A 17074-nucleotide genomic window follows, 5' to 3' on the forward strand; every position below is an offset into this window, starting at 1 on the left:
CACGAGGTGACCAGCCCGCAGGCGTTCGAGGGGCTGCGTACGGCCGGCCGCAAGGTGCGCCGCCCTGAGCAGACGCTGGCCGTGCCCGACCACAACGTCCCGACCACCGACCGCTCCAAGGGCATCGTCGAGGAGGAAAGCCGCATCCAGGTCGAGACGCTCGACACCAACGCGCGCGACTTCGGCATCCGCTACTTCCCGATGGACGACATCCGCCAGGGCATCGTCCACATCGTGGGACCCGAGCAGGGCTTCACGCTGCCCGGCGCCACCATCGTCTGCGGCGACAGCCACACCGCCACGCACGGCGCCTTCGGCGCGCTGGCCTTCGGCATCGGCACGTCCGAGGTCGAGCACGTGCTGGCCACCCAGACGCTGCTGCAGAAGCCGGCCAAGAACATGCTGGTCCGCGTCGACGGCGCCCTGCCGGCCGGCGTGACCGCCAAGGACATCGTGCTGGCCATCATCGGCAAGATCGGCACCGCCGGCGGCACCGGCCACGTCATCGAGTTCGCCGGCGAGGCGATCCGCGGCCTGTCCATGGAAGGCCGCATGACGGTGTGCAACATGGCCATCGAGGGCGGTGCCCGCGCCGGCCTGATCGCGCCGGACGAGAAGACCTTCGAATACATCATGGGCCGCCCGCTGGCGCCGAAGGCCGGCGCGTGGGAGCAGGCGCTGGCCTACTGGAAGACGCTGCCTTCGGACGAGGGTGCGGTCTACGACACCACCATCGTGCTGAACGCCGCCGACATCGTGCCGCAGGTCACCTGGGGCACCTCGCCGGAAGACGTGCTGCCGATCACCGCGGCCGTGCCGAACCCGGCCGACGTCGTCGACGCCGGCAAGCGCGCCGCCGTCGAGCGCTCGCTGGAGTACATGGGCCTGACGCCGGGCCAGCCGCTGACCGACGTGGCGATCGACACCGTCTTCATCGGCTCCTGCACCAACGGCCGCATCGAGGACCTGCGGGCCGCCGCCGAGATCGCCAAGGGCCGCAAGGTGGCCGCCGGCGTGCGCGCGCTGGTCGTCCCCGGCTCCGGCCTCGTCAAGGAGCAGGCGGAGGAGGAGGGCCTGGACAAGGTCTTCACCGAGGCCGGCTTCGAGTGGCGCGAGCCCGGCTGTTCCATGTGCCTGGCGATGAACGCCGACCGTCTGGCGCCGGGCGAGCGCTGCGCCTCCACCTCGAACCGCAACTTCGAGGGCCGTCAGGGCCGCGGCGGCCGCACCCACCTCGTCAGCCCGGCGATGGCCGCCGCCGCCGCCATCAAGGGCAAGCTCGCCGACGTCCGCGAGCTTCAGTGAGCGTTGCGCCGGGAGGGCTTCGGCCCTCCCGGTACCCGTCCGGCGCGGGCGTGGCAATCGGCCCGGCGGCGTGCCATATTGAATGGACCGCCGCCAAGGAATGCCGCCAAGGAACCGCCATGCCGATCCGACCGCAGCCCCGCCCGGCCCCCTATGAGGCCGATGGCTTCTTCCCCGGCGAAGAGCTGTCCGAGGCCGACCTGACCCCGGAAGAGCTGGAGTCCATCCGCGCCTCGGAAGAGGACATCGCAGCGGGGCGGACCTATTCCAATGAGGATTTCGCAGCCATCTTCGGGCCGCTGGCCGAGAAGATCACGGCCGGGACGGTGACCCCGGCTGACTTCGAAGCCGTTGAAGCGATGTTACGGCGGCGTTGATGGATGTCCGTTGGTCGCCGCGAGCCATGCGGGACGCCAATCGGATCTTCATCTACATTGCGAACGAGAATCACTACGCGGCCCAGGCGGTTTTCCGGGCGATGCATGACACGGCCCTCTCCCTGGCCCAGCACCCCTGGCGGCACCGCAACCGTGGCGGCGGGTACCGCCGCATCCCCGTGGCGCACTACGACTACTGCATCCTCTACCGCATCCGCCACGCCGACGACGGCCCGTACGTCTCCATCGAATCGGTCCGCCACGTCGCCCGCCGGTAGCCGCCGCTCCCCGTCCGCTGGCCACCCGCTGGATTACCAAACATTTTATCTTTGTTGCACCCACCCCCCTCCTGAAGCGAGTATGCCTCGCTCGGAGCCGGCCTTCTGCAGCGGCCGGACTCGATGGGGAAAGCATGATTCTGCGTCTTCGTTCCTTGGTCGTTGCCTTTGCGGTCGTCGTCTCGCTGCTGGGCGGCGCGCTGTGGGTGTCCATGACCTGGGCGGACTACCGGAACTCCATCCAGGACAACGAGCGCATCGCGCAGGACCTCGCCGCGCTCCTGGAGGAGCACGCCCGGCGCACCTTCGAGGCAACCAATCTCATCCTCATGCACGTCGGCGGGCAGATCGACGAGCACGGGTTCGACGAGGTGGTCCGCTCGGAACGGACCTGGGGCGGCATCAAGGCGATGGCCGACCATCTGCCGGCCGTCGGCACCATCTTCATCGCCGACCGCGAGGGGCGGTTCGTGCTGACCTCGCTGACGCCGGGCGGGCAGCCGGGCTCCGTCACCGACCGCGACTACTTCATCGCCCACCGCGACGAGGGGGTGGCCACCTACATCACCCCGGCCGTCCTGGGGCGGGTCACCAAGAAGGTGGTCTTCATCCTCTCCCGCCGCATCACGGCGCCGGACGGCTCCTTCGGCGGCGTCGTGCTGGCGTCGATCAGCACCGACTATTTCCGCAGCTTCTACGAACGGCTCAACCTCGGCCGGATGGAGGCGAAGGGCGAGATCGCCATCTACCGCGACGACGGCGCCATCCTGGTGCGCAACCGCATGACGGCGGCCGACATCGGCCGCACCATGGCCGGCACGCCGCTGTTCCGCGAGCACCTGCCGGCCGCCCCGGCGGGCATCTTTGCCGAGCGTTCGGCCGCCGACGGGGTGGAGCGTCTCGTCGCCTACCGCCGGGTCGAGGGGCTGCCGCTGGTGGTCACCGCCGCCGTCGACCGTACGGACGCGCTCGCCGAATGGCGCGAGCGCGTGTCGTGGACGGCGGCGCTTGCGCTGGCCATGCTGTCGTCGATCGGCGGCTTCGCCTGGCTGACGCTGGCCAGCGTGCGGCGCGAGGACGAGGCCATGGGCGCGCTGGCCGACGCCAACGAGCGGCTGGAGCAGCGCGTCGAGGCCCGCACCGCCGAGCTGAGCGCCGCCAAGGACGAGGCGGAGCGGCAGAGCCGCGCCAAGTCGCACTTCCTGGCCAACGTCAGCCACGAGCTGCGCACGCCGCTCAACGCCATCATCGGCTTTTCCGAACTGCTGGTCAGCGGCTACCCCGGCCCGCTCACCGACAAGCAGCGCCAGTACCTGGAGACCATCAGCCAGTCGGGCGCCCACCTGCTGCGCATCATCAACGACATCCTCGACCTCTCCAAGATCAGCGCCGAGAAGCTGGACCTGGCCGAGCAGGAGGTGCACGTGGAGACGCTGGTGGAGGCCTGCCTGGACATCGCCCGCGGCCGCGCCATGGGCCGCACCATGGTGCTGGAGGCCGACCTGCCGCCGGACCTGCCGGTGCTGTGGGGCGACGAGCTGCGCCTGAAGCAGATGCTGATCAACCTGCTGTCCAACGCCATCAAGTTCACCCCCGATCCCGCCGAGGTGCGGGTGATCGCGGAACGCACGGCCGACGGCGGGCTGGTGCTGGCGGTGCGCGACAACGGCATCGGCATGGCGCCGGACGAGATCCCGCGGGCGCTGACCATGTTCGGCCAGCTCGACAACGGCTTGGCCCGCACGCACGAGGGCACCGGCATCGGCCTGCCGCTGGTCAAGGCGCTGGCCGATCTGCACGGCGCCTGCATGGACATCGCCAGCGCGCCGCAGAAAGGCACCACCGTGTCGCTGCGCTTCCCGCCCGAACGCGTCCTGGCGCCGCAGGCGGTCGCGGCGGATTGAGGGAGGCGCTCAATCCCCGCGTGACCGCTCCCGCCCCATCAGGCCGTTGGGGCGGAAGATCAGGAAGGCGGCCAGCAGGCCGAAGGCCACCACGTCCTTGTAGGCGATGGCGAAATAGCCGGACCAGAAGGTCTCGAACAGGCCCAGCAGGGCGCCGCCCAGCATGGCGCCGGGGACCGAGCCGATGCCGCCCACCACCGCCGCCGCCAACGCCTTGAAGCCGACCAGATAGCCGGTGAAGAAATTGACGCCCCCGTAGTACAGCGCGATCACATAGCCGGCCGCCGCCGCATACGCCCCGCCGATGGCGAAGGTCAGCGCCACCGTGCGGTTGACGTCCACCCCCAGCAGCGCCGCCGCCCCCACGTCGTCGGCGCAGGCGCGGTGCGCGCGGCCCAGCGCCGTGCGGTGCATGATCCACCACAACAGCGCGTACAGCGCCCCCGTCAGCCCCACGATCAGCGCTTGAGAGGTCAGCGCCGTCACCGTGAAGCCGCCGGCCGACACCAGCTCGTGCCGGGTGGAGAAGACCGGGGCCGGCCACCAGTCGCGCGCCCCGTGCAGCAGGCGCGTGCCCTCCTGGTACAGCACCGTCAGGCCGACGGCGGCGATCAGCGGCGTGTGCGTGCGCAAGGCGCGGAAGCGGCGGAACACCAGCCGGTCCATGGCCCAGCCCTGCACGGCGGTGAACAGCATGACGGTGGCCAGCACGGCCAGCAGCGCCGGTGCCGTTCCCTGCATGCCGCCCATCGCCAGCCCGGCCGAGGCCATCGCCGTCATCATGGCGCCCAGCATGGTCAGCTCGCCCATCGCCAGATTGATCTGGCCGAGGATGCCGTAGACCAGCGTGTAGCCGATGGCCAGCAGCCCGTAGACGCAGCCCACCGTGATCGCGTTGACCGCCTGCTGCAGCGCGAACAGCAGCGGCGTCCAGGGCGATGGCTCGACAGGCCGGGAGGAAGGGGACGGGGCGGCGTCGCGCGGCGGCGGCAGCCCGGCCCAGACGCGCAGCATCGTCAGCTGCATGGGCGTCAGCGCGCCCATGGTATCGGTGGCGACCTCCTCCACCGCGTGGCGGTCGGCATCGAAGCCGCGCCCGGCGAAGCGGCAGCGGATCCAGTGCTCCGCCTCCCCGGCGTGGTAGCGGATGGTGACGGCGCGCGGCTCCTGCGGGTCCGTGGCCTCGGCCAGCACGCGCACGCGTTCGGCGTGCGGTTCGAAGGCGGGGATCAGCTTGCGGCACAGCGCCGCCTGCTCCGCGTCGACGCCGCACGCCGACAGCCCCGGCAGCGCCAGGGCGAGCAGGACTAGGATGCGCAGGGATGAGAGGACCGGCACGGAGGGCGGACTGCGGAATTGGACTGCCGGAAGCCTAGCAGCGCCGCCCCGGGTCCGCCACCCGGTCGAAGGGCAGGCGCGTCAGTGAACGGTCGTCGACGGCTCGGAGGGTTCCGTGGGGTCGGTGCGTGTGGTCACGGCCCAGATCACCGGGAACAGAACCCGGATGGCCGCGAGGACTCCCAGGTTGGTCAGGTGGTGGATCATGGCCCGTTTCTCCGAACTGCCCCGAACTGCGATGCTGGAGACAGGTATGGGCACGCCGCCCCGGCGCAGCAATTGCCCGGACGGCGCACGTGCCAAAGGAAGAGAGCGGAGCAGAGCCGGCTATGCGGTTCAGTAACGTGCGGCTATGAAATACAGCCCGTCCGGCGGTGCCGTCGGCCCGCCCTTGGACCGGTCGCGGGCCTCCAGCGCGCGGCGCACGTCGTCGGCCGTCCATTTGCCGGTGCCCACCAGCTCCAGCGTGCCCACCATGTTGCGCACCTGGTGGTGCAGGAAGGAGCGCGCGGCGGCGTGCACGCGCACCTCGTCGCCCACCCGTTCGACGTCCAGCCGGTCCAGGCTCTTCAGCGGCGACTTCGCTTGGCAGAGCGAGGCGCGGAAGGTGGTGAAGTCGTGCCGGCCGACCAGAACCTGGGCCGCCGCATGCATCGCCTCGGCGTCCAGGGCGCGCTGCACGTGCCACACCCGCCCGGCGTCCAGCGCCGGCGGGGCGCGGCGGTTGAGGATGCGGTACAGGTACGACCGGCCGATGGAGGTGAGCCGCGCGTGGAACTCCGCGTCCGCCGCCTCCACCTCCAGCACCGCCACCGGCCAGGGGCGCAGGTGGTAGTTCAGCGCGTCGCGGATCTTCAGCGCGGCAAAGGGCTTCTCCAGGTCGAAGTGCGCGACCTGACCCAGCGCGTGGACGCCGGCATCCGTGCGGCCGGAGCCGTGCACGCGCACGCTCTCGCCGCTCATCTTCTGGATGGCTTCCTCCAGCGCCTGCTGCACCGACGGGCCGTTGTCCTGCCGCTGCCAGCCGACGAAGGGGCGGCCGTCGTACTCGACCGTCAGCTTCCAGCGTTGCATGCCGTGCTGTCCAGCAGGGTACCCGGCGGCAGGTGGAAGCCGCGCAGGAAGGCCGCGCCATCGACCGGCGCCTTGCCCGGCCGCTGCACCAGCGCCAGCCGCACGGCCCCGTCGGCACAGGCGATGGTGAGATGGTCGTCCAGCACCGTGCCGGGGGCCGCGTTCGGACCGCTGGGCACCGGCGGTTCCGCCTTCAGCACCTTGATGCGCTCGGTTCCCGTCGCCGTCGGCGCGTCGAACCAGCAGCCGGGCCAGGGGGTGAGGGACCGCACCTGCCGCTCCACGTAGGCGGCGTCGCACGTCCAGTCCAGCCGGCCGTCCTCGCGCGTCAGCTTGGCGGCGTAGGTGACGCCGTCTTCCGGTTGCGGCTCGGCGGTCAGGCGGCCTTCGCTCAACCCGGCCAGCGCCTCGACGATCAGCCCCGCACCCAGGGCGGCGAGGGCGTCGTGCAGGGTCGACGCGGTGGTCTCCGGCCCGATGGGCACGGCCCCCTTCAGCAGCATGCCGCCGGTGTCCAGCCCGGCGTCCATTTGCATGATGGTGATGCCGGTCTCGGCGTCTCCCGCCAGCAGGGCCCGCTGGATCGGCGCCGCCCCGCGCCAGCGCGGCAGCAGCGAGCCGTGCACGTTCAGGCAGCCCAGGCGCGGCGCGTCCAGCACCGGCTGCGGCAGGATCAGGCCGTAGGCGGCCACCACCGCGGCGTCGGCGTTCAGCGCCGCGAACTCCGCCTGCGCCTCGGCGGTGCGCAGCGACTTGGGCGTGCGCACGAGGATGCCGTGCTCCTCGGCGAAGCGGTGGACGGGCGACTTCTGCACCTGCTGCCCGCGCCCGGAGGGGCGGGGCGGCTGGCTGTAGGCGCACACCACCTCGTGCCCGGCGTCGAGCAGCGCTTTCAGGCTGGGCGCCGCGAAGTCCGGCGTGCCCATGAACACGAGGCGGAGCGGGGTCATCGTATCCTTACTTGGAAGGGGACCTGGATGGGGACCGGGAAGGGGTCAGGCCGAGGCCTTGCTGCGCTGCTGCTTCTGCAGCTTGCGCAGCAGCATGTTGCGCTTCAGCATCGACAGGTGGTCGACGAACAGCACGCCGTTCAGGTGGTCGATCTCGTGCTGTATGCAGACGGCCAGCATGCCGTCGGCCTCCAGCTCGCGGATCTCGTTCTGCTGGTCGATGTAGCGCACGCGCACGGCCTTGGGCCGGGTCACGTCGGCGTACTGGTCGGGCACCGACAGGCAACCCTCCTCGCACGGCACCAGCTCGTCCGACGCCCAGACGATCTCCGGGTTGGCGAGCTTCATGGGGCGGCGCTCCTCGCCCTTCTCGTGCACGTCGACGACGATGACGCGCTCCAGCACGCCGATCTGCGGGGCGGCGAGGCCGATGCCCTGGGCGTCGTACATGGTCTCCAGCATGTCGTCCATCAGCTGGGCGACGCGCGCGTCGACCTTCTCGACCGGCTTGGCCTTCTGCTTCAGGACGGGGTGGGGGGCGACGAGGATCGGCAGGATGGCCATGGGCTCTGACTTTGGTACGGGGACGCGTTACAAAATTCCAAAATATGGAGGCCGGGCCGGGAGGTCAAGGAAGGCAGGCAGCCTTCAAACCAGATCGTCCACATCCACGTTCAATGCCTCGGCCAGAGCCTTCGCCGTGTCGATGGACGGGTTCCGCGCGCCGGTTTCCAGCTGCGACAGGTAGGGCTTGGTGATGCCCGCCTTGCCGGCAAGCTGCTCCTGCGTCAGGCCGCGGTATTCCCGATAGACGCGGATGGGGCTTTCTCCGTCGATGATGCGGTTTGCATAAGCGGCGGGAATGAACTCCTGGGGCTTGGCCTTCGCGCGGTCATAGGCGCGGATGTCGTCCAGATCCTCCAGCGCCTCCTGGAGTCTGGCGAACTCGTTCTCAGGCACAAGCACATAGCGTTCGCCGCCGCGCTCGATCCGTTCCAGCTTCATTCGTAGACGCCTCCTCTCGGCGCGATCCGTTCGACGGCGAGGATGCGCAACCCATCGTCCAGGTCGTAGATCACCCGCCAGTCGCCGACCCGAAGCCGGTAGCCCGGCCGTCCTACCAGTGCCTTTACATTGTTGTTGGGCGCCTGGGGATCGAGGGCAAGGGCTTCGACCTTGGTGCGGATCAGCGCGGCCGTGTTGCGTGGCATGCGCCGAAGCGTTCGGGCCGATTCCCGGCTGTAGTGGATCGTGTACACCCGGCAATGTTAGCTATGAGCTAACAAGCCGTCAAGGCACGCTACACCACCCCCCTGACCTTCATCTCCACCGCCTGCAGCTGCCGGGGTGCCTGATCCAGCGGTTCCAGCAGCGGCAGGTCCGTGTCCTCCGGTGCCACCTGCAGGTCGCGGAAGCGGCGCGCGCTGACCAGGACGCGGCTTTCCAGGCTGCCCACCGCCTTGTTGTAGCAGCCCACCGCCTTGCCCAGCTGGCCGCCCAGCGCTTCCATGTGGCCGGCGAGGTCGCCCAGGCGCTTGTACAGTTCGGCCCCCAGCACGCTGATCTCGCGCGCGTTGTCGGCCAGCCGCTCCTGCCGCCAGCCGTAGGCGACGGCGCGCAGGAGGGCGATCAGCGTGGTCGGCGTGGACAGGATCACGCGGTGGTCGATGCCCGCCTCGATCAGCGCCGGGTCGTGCTCCAGCGCCGCCGAGAAGAAGTTCTCGCCGGGTAGGAACAGCACCACGAACTCCGGCGTGTCGTCGAACTGGTCCCAGTAGGCTTTGGCGCCCAGCTGCTTCATGTGCTCGCGCACGTGGCGGGCGTGGCGGGTCAGGTGGTCGCGCCGTGCCCCGTCGTCCGCCCCCTGGATGCCGTCCAGATAGGCCTCCAGCGGCGTCTTGGCGTCGACCACGATGGTCTTGCCGCCGGGCAGGCGGACGATCAGGTCGGGGCGCAGCTTGCCCCCCTCGGCGTCCACGCTCGCCTGTTCGTAGAAATCGCAGTGGTCGAGCATGCCGGCCATCTCCACCACGCGCCGCAGCTGGATCTCACCCCAGCGGCCGCGCGCGTTGGGCGTGCGCAGGGCGCGCACGAGGTTGCCGGTCTCCGCGCGCAGCTGGTTCTGCGTGTCCAGCAGCGACAGCACCTGCTGCTTCAGCCCCTCGTAGGCGCCGGCGCGGGCCTGCTCCATGGCCTGGATCTGCGCGTCCATCCGCTCCAGCGAGGCGCGCACGGGGGCGACCACCTCGCCGATGGCGGCCTGCCGGCGCTCCAGGTCGCCCTTGGCCTGCTCCTGGAAGGAGGACAGCGTCTCCTTCGCCAGATCGAGGAAGCTCTGGTTGTTGTGGCGCAGCGCCTCGGCCGACAGCGCCTTGAACGCGTCGGACAGCTGCGCCTGCGCCTTTTCCAGCAGGTCCAGCTTCTCGCGGCTGGCCATGCGCTCCTTGCTCAGCGTGGTGGTCAGCTCGGCCTGCCGCTCGCGCACGGCGGCCAGCTCGACCTGCAGCTTGGCGATCTGGCGGTCGCGCTGGGCGATGCCGTCGCGCAGTTCCTCCTCGATGCGCTCGCCCAGGTCCAGGCGGGTCGCCAGCTCCGCGTGCTCGGCGGCGTCGCGCGCGGCCGAGGCGCGCAGCAGCGCCCACATCGCCGCCATGCCGGCCAGCGCGCCGATGAGCAGCGACACGGCGTCGAAGGCGAACTGCATGCCCATGAAGAATCCTCACCACACGTCAGCGGGGAAGCCTAGACGATCGGCCGAGGAATGAGAACAGGCAATGAACAAAGACGCTGCCGAAGGGCCGGCTTGCCCGTTTCGCCGGGATGCGCCATATGGGAGGGCATGTCCGACGACTCCTCCCCCGCCGGGCCGCAGGGCGGCCCCCGCGTCCGCGCCATTCCCCCCGGCGACGACCGCGAGCGGCTGACCTGCCCGGACTGCGGCTACGTCGCCTACCAGAACCCGCTGATCGTCGTCGGCTCGGTCACCACGTGGGAGGACCGCATCCTGCTGTGCCGGCGCGCCATCCCGCCGCGCAAGGGCTACTGGACGCTGCCCGCCGGCTTCATGGAGGAGCACGAGACGGTGGCGCAGGGTGCCGCCCGCGAGGCGTGGGAGGAGGCGCGCGCCCGCATTGAGATCGGCGCGCTGCTGGCCGTCTACGACATCCCGCGCATCAGCCAGGTGCAGATGATCTTCCGCGCCCGCCTGCTGTCGCCGGACGTGGAGCCGGGGCCGGAGAGCCTGGAGGTGGGCCTCTTCCGCTGGGAGGAGATCCCGTGGGACGACCTCGCCTTCCCGACCGTTCATTGGGCCCTGCGCGAGCACCGGGAGCGCCTGGGCCGCGACGACTTCGCCCCCGCCGTCAACCCTGCGCCGGACGTCGCCGCGCGCTGGGGGACGATGCTTTAGGGCGGTGGGGCTTGTAGGGCAGTGGGGCGGTAAAGCCTAGCGGTCCGCGCCCAGCGCCGCGCCGATGACGTTCTTGTTCACGATCGACGCCGCGCGGGCGTAGGCGCGGCCGACGTGGCAGTCGGTCACCCGCTTGTCGGTTTTGAACAGGGTGATCGCCGAATCCATGTAGATCCAGCCGCTCAGATGCCGGTTGGCGATCTCGTCGGGGTTCAGCACGCCCAGGGTGGCGCTGACGATGGTGGCCAGCAGCGCCGTGAACGACTTCACCTTGAACTTCGCCCCGTCGGTGACGAGGCTGGACGCGGCGATGGCGCCCAGCACGACCGACGCGATGGTGAACACCAGCCCGAAGTAGTGCCAGATCAGGTAGGTGGTGATCCAGCGGTCCTGGTCGGCCTGGAAGGGGTTCGCCATGGTCCGCCGCTCGGCCAGGTTGATGGTGGCGAGTTCCTCCTTGCCCGGCACCGGGCAGTCGTCGATGTCCGACGCGAAGTCGAGCAGCGGCGAAACCGGCTTGGCGCCCGGCGCGGCGATCTGGCCGTTGGCCGGCCGTTCCTGGGCCACGGCCATCATCGGCGCCGCCGACGCCAGCAGGAACGTGGCCGCGACGACGGCGGCCAGCAGAAGACGCAGCGCAAGCCTCATGGGTGGCTCCGGGCAGGACAGGACCTGCATCGGACAGTATGGAGGCACGCATACACGCGTAAAGCGAATTCGCGGCAAATCCGCCGGTTCGCGCTGATCCGCCGCCCGGAACCGCTTTACCGGGCCGGGAACTTGGCCACCAGTTCACGCTCCTTGCCGCCGCGCTTCACCGTGACCGGCAGCCACGTGCCGGGCGCCTGGCGCTGCACGATGCCGGTCAGGTCGCCCGGCGTGTGCACGGGGGTGCCGGCGGCGGCGACCACGACGTCGCCGGTGGCGAAGCCCGCCTTGGCGGCGACGCTGCCGTCCTGCACCTTGCCGATGCGCACGCCGTCGCCGGTGGGCTCCAGCAACACGCCCAGGCGCGGCTTGGGCGCCGCCGGCGCCTCGCGGCCGTCCAGGCCGAAGACCGCGTCGGCCACGGTGCCGTTCAGCGTGGCGCAGTCGCGCCCGCCGTCCCAGGGCAGCAGCACCATGGCGTCCCGGATGCCCAGGTCGGCCAGCTGGTTGGGCACGCCGAATCGTTCCTGGACGTGGCCGGCGCCCATCAGCGCCACGACGGTGCGGCCGGTGGCGCGGTGGGTGGCGGCGATGCGCTCGGCCATGGCGCGGTCCCACACCGACTGCGCCTCGACGAATCGGCGGAACTCCGGCGCGTCGCGGTCGGGCTTGGCGCTGCTGCCGTTGCGCCCGTGCGCCGCCAGCACGTCCGCGAGGTGGTCGAGGTAGGCGCCGGACGGCGCGGCGGGGCTGCCCACGCCCTCGCGTTCGGCCTCCGGGATGGCGGCCCAGCCTTCCTTGCCGGTGCGGGCGACCAGCGACTGGTTGACGTTCAACGCCACCAGCGGCAGCCGGTTCATGCGCGCGAAGTGCATCACCGGCAAGTAGAACGCCGCGTCGTAGCCCCACACGGCGGACCAGTCGGACTGGCGCAGGAACTCGGCCTCCGTCAGCTCGCCCGCCACCCAGCGGTCGAGCACCGGCTGCTTGGCGCGCGGGAACATCTCCATCCCGACGGCGAGGTTGGGGTTCAGCGCGTGGATGGCGGCCAGCGTCTGGTACTGCCAGCGGTGCTGCTCGGCGTCGTCGTGCCGTTCGCCCAGCAGCACGGCGGGGGCGGCGGCCGCGCGCTTCAGCACGTCGCCGCCGGCCAGCGGCCGGCCGCCGCCGTCGGCCCAGGATCCCGGCTTCACGCAGGAGGCACCGGTCGCGGCGGCACCGGCGGCGGCCGGGGCGGCATCCGGGTTGCGGGCGGCGCCGGGGGTGGCTTCGGCGGCCATGCAGCCGGTCAGCAGCAGGGCGAGGAGCAGTCGGTGCGGCGCCAAGGGGATTCTCCGGAGGGTCGAAACGCGTTCCCAGAAGGTTGGTCAGCGCCGCCGCCGGATCAACTGCCGTGCTGCAGCCGGCGTGACGTTTCCGGTGCCCGCTTCCTTCCGGGCGGCGTCCGCGCTAGCATGGCGGAATGCCGCACCGCAAGACCGTCATCCTCACCGGCGCCAGCCGGGGCATCGGCCACACCACCGTCGGGCGCTTCAGCGCCGAGGGGTGGCGCGTCATCTCCTGCTCGCGCGAGGAGGTGCCGGCGCACTGCCGCCGCGACCCCAACTGGACGCACCACATCACCGCCGACCTGTCGGACCCGGCCAGCCGCGCCCGCTTCGTCGAGGAGGCGAAGGCCGTGCTGGGCAACGACCCGCTGCACGCGCTGGTCAACAACGCCGGCGTGTCGCCCAAGACGCCTATCAAGGAACGGCTGGGCTGCCTGAACGGCGACATCGCCGGCTGGTACCGGGTGTTCGAGCTGAACTTCTTCGCACCCCTGGTGCTCGCCCGCGGCTTCGCCGCGCATCTGTCGCGCGGCAAGGGGGCGATCGTCAACGTCACCTCCATCGCCGGCCATCAGGTGCACGCCTTCGCCGGCTCCGCCTATTCCACGTCGAAGGCGGCGCTGTCCGGCCTGACGCGTGAGATGGCGGTGGAGTTCGCCGAGATCGGCGTGCGCGTCAACGCCGTGGCGCCGGGCGAGATCGAGACCGCCATGACCGGCCCCGAGTACGAGGTGCTGCTGCCGCGCATCCCGATGAACCGCATGGGCACGCCGGAGGAGGTCGCCTCGGTGATCTACCAGCTGTGCAGCCCGGACTTCGGCTACGTCACCGGCACGGAGATCTTCATCACCGGCGGGCAGCACCTGTTTTAGTTGCGTGGGTTGGGCCGCGCTGCGCTTGGCCCAACCTACGGCGCCCGGCCCCTCACCCCAGATTGAACTTCGTCACCGTCGCGGCGAAGTCGTTGCCGAAGTGCTCGCCGACGCGGATCACCGCCACGCCCGGCGGGATCTCCTTCAGCGCCGGGTTGTCCAGGCTCATGGAGGTCAGGAGCGCCATCGGCACGTGCTTGGTGATGCTCATGGCGCGCAGGCCGCGGATCAGGTCCAGGCCGGACAGGCCGTCCATCACAAGCGACGCGATCAGCATGTCGGGCGGCACGCGCACGGCGTGGCTGATCGATTCGATGGGGTCGTTCACCGTCACCGTGCGGAAGCCGCAGGCGGCCAACTCGGCACCCACCTTCTTCGCCACCACCTTGGAGGGCGTCACCAGCATGATCTCGACGTTGCGGATCTCCACGTCGGTGACGTCGAACTTGTAGCGCACGGGCAGTGCGCGGATGATCTGGTTGGTCTCGGCCAGGGCCGGTTGCTCGGCGCGGTCGACCAGTTCGGCGATGCGGTCCAGGAAGACCTGCAGGTCGGCGATCTCGCGCTCGGCCAGCCGGGTGACGCCGCTCAGGTAGTCCTCCAGGCGGTGCGCGATCAGGCTGACCGCCGGGAAGCCGAAGGACGTCCCCATGCCCTTGAAATTGTGCCCCTCCAGCCGCAGCAGCCCGATCACCTCGGCGTCGGTGCGCGCCCCCTTAGCGAAGCCGTCCAGGGCGTCGTCCATCACCTGCAGGCGGTCGCGGGCATCGTCGACGAATTCGACGCGCAGACGGTCTTCGAGGTCATCGTTGAGCGCTTTGGCCATAGGTGCGTTTCCGAACTGGTGTGGCTTCGATTGTTGTGCGGCGGAGAATACACCGGAAATTGTGAACGAAACAGCCGCACACGCATGTCACCGGCGCGATCGGGCCGCGCCGGTTCGCCGCAGGGTGGCGGCAATCGTCAGGAGGAAGGGCAGGGGGTGGGGATCAGACCTTGGCCAGCAGGTCGTTGAACCACGCCAGCCGCGCCTCGGCCTGCGCCACGTCGTGGTCGAGCCACGCGGCGAAGTGGCCGGTGTCGCCGGCGTGGTGGCGCTTCAGGTCGCTCAGCCGCGCCAGCTCCGTCTCGTGCAGCATGACGAGGTGGTCGATCTGGTCGCGCTGCGACTCGATGTCCAGCAGGTGCAGGAAGCGCAGCTTCAGCGCGACGACCAGCTTGTTGAAGCCGTCGGTGGACGGCAGGCGCACGTTGGCCTGGACCAGCGTCGCGAACTCCGCCCGGCCGGCCTCGGTGGGGCCGAGCAGCGCATTGTCCTCCATGCCCGTACCGTCCAGCGCCTCGATCAGCCCTTCGTAGCGCAGCATCTCCAGCGAGGTGCCCATCAGGTCGAGCGACGGGCCCATGATGCGGTCCAGGAAGTGCCGCACCGACGACGCGAGGTCGGCGTAGCGCATGGAGCCGCCCTGGATCAGCGTGCCCAGCACGGCGAGCCGCACGGCCTCTTTCGGCATCAGCGAGTTGTCGCGGTACATGGCATTCCCCAAGGGCACAGATGATCCACCGCTTCGTAAGGTAAGCGCGAACGGCTCGCAAGTCCAGCGGTCAAGCGGCATACGCGGCATGCGCCCCGACCGCGAGAACGGTCACGTCTCTGCCGAAAGGCTTAGTGAAATGCTCAACTTCCCTGTGGCGGGGGCGAAAGTGCCTCGCTAGCGTCCTTTTGCAGAGGCGAAAAGCCCCATCAGGTTCAGGGAGAGTTGGACCATGAAGACGTGGATGACCGGCGCCGCGCTGGCGGCGACGCTGCTTTCGGCCGCGCCCGCGGCGAACGCCGAAACCCCTTTGGAGCGCGGCCGATACTTGATGAACAGTGTCGTCGCCTGCGGCAACTGCCACACGCCGCAGACGCCGGCCGGCCCGGTGCCCGGCCAGGAACTGGCCGGCGGCACACCGTTCAAGGACGCCGCGTTCACCGCCTACGCCTCCAACATCACGCCGGACCCGGAAACCGGCATCGGCCGCTGGACGGACGAGCAGATCATCACGGCGATCCGCGAAGGCCGGCGCCCCGACGGCTCGCTGATCGGCCCGCCGATGCCCACCGAGTTCTACCGACACATCTCCGACAACGACGTGAAGGCGCTGGTCGCCTACATGCGCACGGTGCCGCCGGTGAGGAACGCCGTGCCGAAGTCGGAATACCGCATGCCGCTGCCGGCCTCCTGGGGGCCGCCGATCGGCACGGTGCCGGACGTGCCGCGCACGGACAAGCTGGCCTACGGCGCCTACCTCACCGGGGCGCTCGGCCATTGCCAGGACTGCCACACGCCGCGCCTGCCAGACGGAAGGCTGGAGACGGCGCGGCCGGGGGCGGGCGGGCAGCCGTTCCCCGGCCCCTGGGGCGTCTCGGTGTCGCGCAACATCACCTCCAGCGACAAGGCCGGCCTGGGCCAGTGGACGGACGCGCAGATCAAGCGCGCCATCACCGAAGGCATCCGCGCCGACGGCACACGGCTGGCGCCGCCCATGGCGTTCCACTGGTACCGCAACATCGCCGCCGACGACCTGGACGCCATCGTCGCCCACCTGCGCACCCTGCCGCCGCAGGAGTGAGCATCGGAAAAAGCAGTACCACCAAGGGGACGCGCGCGGCATAGTCCGCGCGCGTCCTTCCTTGCTGCACTGCGAATTTCCGATGCTGACCGTGCTTCTGCTGGTTGTTTCCGCCTTCCTGGCCGGCGCCCTGAACGCCGTGGCCGGCGGCGGCAGCTTCCTGACCTTCCCGGCCCTGGTGATGGCCGGTGTGCCGCCGGTGAACGCCAACGCCACCAGCACGGTCGCCGTGGCGCCCGGCGCGCTGGCCAGCGCCTATGGCTACCGCAAGGAACTGCGCGCGCTGTCCAACTTCAACCTGCCGGCCGTGGTGGGGATCAGCCTTGTGGGCGGGTTGATCGGGGCGCTGCTGCTGCTGTGGACGCCGCAGCCGGTGTTCGCCGCGCTGGTGCCGTGGCTGCTGCTGTTCGCCACGGTGCTGTTCGCCTTCGGTCCGCCGATCTCCGCCTGGGTGCGCAAGCGCTTCCGCATGGGGCTGCCGACGCTGCTCAGCGTGCAGTTCGTCATCGCCATCTACGGGGGCTATTTCGGCGGCGGCATCGGCATCCTGATGCTGGCGACTCTGGGCGTGTTCGGGTTGACCAACCTGCACGCCATGAACGGCATCAAGGTGCTGCTGTCCGGCTGCCTGAACGCGGTGGCGGTGGTCGCCTTCGTGGCCGGCGGGGCGGTCTACTGGACCGAGGCCATCATCATGACCGGCGCCTGCGTCGCCGGCGGCTACGCCGGCGCCGCGCTGGCCCGCCGCATCCCGCCGCCGGTCCTGCGCAAGTTCGTCATCGCCGTGGGCCTGGCGATGACCGCGTACTTCTTCTGGAAGGCGGCGTAAAGCCCCGTTCATGGGATCCAAGGGCCACCGGCCCTTGGCGGAGAGCGCGAGAGGCGGCGCCTCTCGCATCAACACTCAACGCTCAATCCGCCGCCAGCCGTTCGCCTTCATCCTCGGCGATGGCGCACAGGGTGTCCCAGTCGATC

General features: G+C 70.3%; 20 protein-coding genes. 8 read left to right on the forward strand and 12 right to left on the reverse strand.

Going from position 1 to position 17074, the window contains the following annotated elements:
* The 4 genes from leuC to VED21_RS14640 all read left to right on the forward strand — a co-directional run.
* On the forward strand, positions 1–1305 hold a 1305-nt coding region (gene leuC / locus VED21_RS14625), incomplete at its 5' end, for a 3-isopropylmalate dehydratase large subunit (RefSeq protein ID WP_324883176.1).
* Positions 1306–1424: 119 nt separating this feature from the next.
* Positions 1425–1682, forward strand: a complete 258-nt coding sequence (locus VED21_RS14630) for a hypothetical protein (RefSeq protein ID WP_324883178.1) — start codon at positions 1425–1427, stop codon at positions 1680–1682.
* Complete coding sequence (locus tag VED21_RS14635; RefSeq protein ID WP_324883180.1) at positions 1682–1960, forward strand: type II toxin-antitoxin system RelE/ParE family toxin; 279 nt, start codon at positions 1682–1684, stop codon at positions 1958–1960. The genes VED21_RS14630 and VED21_RS14635 overlap by 1 nt, the downstream gene beginning before the upstream one ends.
* Positions 1961–2094: 134 nt before the next feature.
* Positions 2095–3864 (forward strand): sensor histidine kinase, encoded by a 1770-nt coding sequence (locus VED21_RS14640; RefSeq protein WP_324883182.1) that lies wholly within the window; start codon positions 2095–2097, stop codon positions 3862–3864.
* 9 nt (positions 3865–3873) lie between these two features.
* On the opposite strand, the gene VED21_RS14645 is transcribed toward VED21_RS14640, so the two are convergent.
* The 8 genes from VED21_RS14645 to rmuC all read right to left on the reverse strand — a co-directional run bounded on the left by VED21_RS14645 (position 3874) and on the right by rmuC (position 9936).
* Positions 3874–5202: a branched-chain amino acid ABC transporter permease gene (locus VED21_RS14645; protein WP_324883184.1), complete on the reverse strand. Its 1329-nt coding sequence runs from the start codon at positions 5200–5202 to the stop codon at positions 3874–3876.
* An 81-nt stretch (positions 5203–5283) separates the two neighbouring features.
* A complete protein-coding gene (locus VED21_RS14650) occupies positions 5284–5409 on the reverse strand; it encodes a hypothetical protein (protein WP_324883186.1) in 126 nt (41 codons plus the stop codon).
* 129 nt (positions 5410–5538) lie between these two features.
* Entirely contained in the window at positions 5539–6276 is a 738-nt protein-coding gene (truA, locus tag VED21_RS14655) for a tRNA pseudouridine(38-40) synthase TruA (protein ID WP_324883188.1), read from the reverse strand.
* Entirely contained in the window at positions 6258–7226 is a 969-nt protein-coding gene (fmt, locus tag VED21_RS14660; protein ID WP_324883190.1) for a methionyl-tRNA formyltransferase, read from the reverse strand. Before fmt ends, truA begins: the two co-directional genes overlap by 19 nt.
* Positions 7227–7271: 45 nt before the next feature.
* Positions 7272–7790, reverse strand: a complete 519-nt coding sequence (gene def, locus VED21_RS14665; RefSeq protein ID WP_324883192.1) for a peptide deformylase — start codon at positions 7788–7790, stop codon at positions 7272–7274.
* A gap of 84 nt (positions 7791–7874) precedes the next feature.
* Positions 7875–8231 carry a helix-turn-helix transcriptional regulator gene (locus VED21_RS14670; RefSeq protein ID WP_324883194.1) on the reverse strand — a complete coding sequence of 119 codons (357 nt, stop codon included), beginning with the start codon at positions 8229–8231 and terminating at the stop codon, positions 7875–7877.
* Positions 8228–8485 (reverse strand): type II toxin-antitoxin system RelE/ParE family toxin, encoded by a 258-nt coding sequence (locus VED21_RS14675; RefSeq protein ID WP_324883196.1) that lies wholly within the window; start codon positions 8483–8485, stop codon positions 8228–8230. The genes VED21_RS14670 and VED21_RS14675 overlap by 4 nt, the downstream gene beginning before the upstream one ends.
* A 41-nt stretch (positions 8486–8526) precedes the next feature.
* Positions 8527–9936, reverse strand: coding sequence for a DNA recombination protein RmuC (rmuC, locus tag VED21_RS14680; RefSeq protein ID WP_324883198.1), 1410 nt, complete (start codon positions 9934–9936; stop codon positions 8527–8529).
* Between the two features lie 129 nt (positions 9937–10065).
* On the opposite strand from rmuC, the gene VED21_RS14685 reads away from it, so the two are divergent.
* On the forward strand, positions 10066–10635 hold the full coding sequence (locus VED21_RS14685; RefSeq protein WP_324883200.1) for an NUDIX hydrolase: 570 nt from the start codon (positions 10066–10068) through the stop codon (positions 10633–10635).
* Positions 10636–10671: 36 nt separating this feature from the next.
* On the opposite strand, the gene VED21_RS14690 is transcribed toward VED21_RS14685, so the two are convergent.
* Together VED21_RS14690 and VED21_RS14695 are read right to left on the reverse strand one after the other, a co-directional pair.
* Positions 10672–11283, reverse strand: a complete 612-nt coding sequence (locus VED21_RS14690) for a hypothetical protein (RefSeq protein WP_324883202.1) — start codon at positions 11281–11283, stop codon at positions 10672–10674.
* Between the two features lie 116 nt (positions 11284–11399).
* Positions 11400–12608, reverse strand: coding sequence for a ChaN family lipoprotein (locus VED21_RS14695; RefSeq protein WP_324883204.1), 1209 nt, complete (start codon positions 12606–12608; stop codon positions 11400–11402).
* A gap of 137 nt (positions 12609–12745) precedes the next feature.
* Between VED21_RS14695 and VED21_RS14700 the strand changes: the two genes are divergently transcribed.
* Positions 12746–13483 (forward strand): SDR family oxidoreductase, encoded by a 738-nt coding sequence (locus VED21_RS14700; protein ID WP_324883206.1) that lies wholly within the window; start codon positions 12746–12748, stop codon positions 13481–13483.
* A gap of 52 nt (positions 13484–13535) precedes the next feature.
* Here the strand turns inward: VED21_RS14700 and VED21_RS14705 are convergent, their stop codons facing one another.
* Entirely contained in the window at positions 13536–14309 is a 774-nt protein-coding gene (locus VED21_RS14705; RefSeq protein WP_324883208.1) for an Hpt domain-containing protein, read from the reverse strand.
* A gap of 163 nt (positions 14310–14472) precedes the next feature.
* Positions 14473–15018, reverse strand: a complete 546-nt coding sequence (locus tag VED21_RS14710) for a hypothetical protein (RefSeq protein WP_324883210.1) — start codon at positions 15016–15018, stop codon at positions 14473–14475.
* A 232-nt stretch (positions 15019–15250) separates the two neighbouring features.
* Here VED21_RS14710 and VED21_RS14715 point away from each other — a divergent pair, with 232 nt between their 5' ends.
* Together VED21_RS14715 and VED21_RS14720 are read left to right on the forward strand one after the other, a co-directional pair.
* Positions 15251–16099, forward strand: coding sequence for a c-type cytochrome (locus VED21_RS14715; protein WP_324883211.1), 849 nt, complete (start codon positions 15251–15253; stop codon positions 16097–16099).
* 85 nt (positions 16100–16184) lie between these two features.
* Entirely contained in the window at positions 16185–16928 is a 744-nt protein-coding gene (locus VED21_RS14720; protein ID WP_414638208.1) for a sulfite exporter TauE/SafE family protein, read from the forward strand.
* Positions 16929–17074: the final 146 nt, after the last annotated feature.

It is taken from the genome of Azospirillum sp. (assembly GCF_035627195.1).
In the GTDB taxonomy this organism is placed as follows: domain Bacteria; phylum Pseudomonadota; class Alphaproteobacteria; order Azospirillales; family Azospirillaceae; genus Azospirillum.

Excerpts from the sequence above, each read along its gene's own strand:
- VED21_RS14670 (WP_324883194.1), bottom strand. The coding sequence starts at position 8,231 with ATGAAGCTGGAACGGATCGAGCGCGGCGGCGAACGCTATGTGCTTGTG.
- VED21_RS14635 (WP_324883180.1), top strand. The coding sequence starts at position 1,682 with ATGGATGTCCGTTGGTCGCCGCGAGCCATGCGGGACGCCAATCGGATC.
- def (WP_324883192.1), bottom strand. The coding sequence starts at position 7,790 with ATGGCCATCCTGCCGATCCTCGTCGCCCCCCACCCCGTCCTGAAGCAG.
- VED21_RS14685 (WP_324883200.1), top strand. The coding sequence starts at position 10,066 with ATGTCCGACGACTCCTCCCCCGCCGGGCCGCAGGGCGGCCCCCGCGTC.
- VED21_RS14690 (WP_324883202.1), bottom strand. The coding sequence starts at position 11,283 with ATGAGGCTTGCGCTGCGTCTTCTGCTGGCCGCCGTCGTCGCGGCCACG.
- fmt (WP_324883190.1), bottom strand. The coding sequence starts at position 7,226 with ATGACCCCGCTCCGCCTCGTGTTCATGGGCACGCCGGACTTCGCGGCG.
- VED21_RS14715 (WP_324883211.1), top strand. The coding sequence starts at position 15,251 with ATGAAGACGTGGATGACCGGCGCCGCGCTGGCGGCGACGCTGCTTTCG.
- VED21_RS14630 (WP_324883178.1), top strand. The coding sequence starts at position 1,425 with ATGCCGATCCGACCGCAGCCCCGCCCGGCCCCCTATGAGGCCGATGGC.
- VED21_RS14700 (WP_324883206.1), top strand. The coding sequence starts at position 12,746 with ATGCCGCACCGCAAGACCGTCATCCTCACCGGCGCCAGCCGGGGCATC.
- VED21_RS14705 (WP_324883208.1), bottom strand. The coding sequence starts at position 14,309 with ATGGCCAAAGCGCTCAACGATGACCTCGAAGACCGTCTGCGCGTCGAA.
- VED21_RS14710 (WP_324883210.1), bottom strand. The coding sequence starts at position 15,018 with ATGTACCGCGACAACTCGCTGATGCCGAAAGAGGCCGTGCGGCTCGCC.
- VED21_RS14650 (WP_324883186.1), bottom strand. The coding sequence starts at position 5,409 with ATGATCCACCACCTGACCAACCTGGGAGTCCTCGCGGCCATCCGGGTT.
- truA (WP_324883188.1), bottom strand. The coding sequence starts at position 6,276 with ATGCAACGCTGGAAGCTGACGGTCGAGTACGACGGCCGCCCCTTCGTC.
- rmuC (WP_324883198.1), bottom strand. The coding sequence starts at position 9,936 with ATGGGCATGCAGTTCGCCTTCGACGCCGTGTCGCTGCTCATCGGCGCG.
- VED21_RS14640 (WP_324883182.1), top strand. The coding sequence starts at position 2,095 with ATGATTCTGCGTCTTCGTTCCTTGGTCGTTGCCTTTGCGGTCGTCGTC.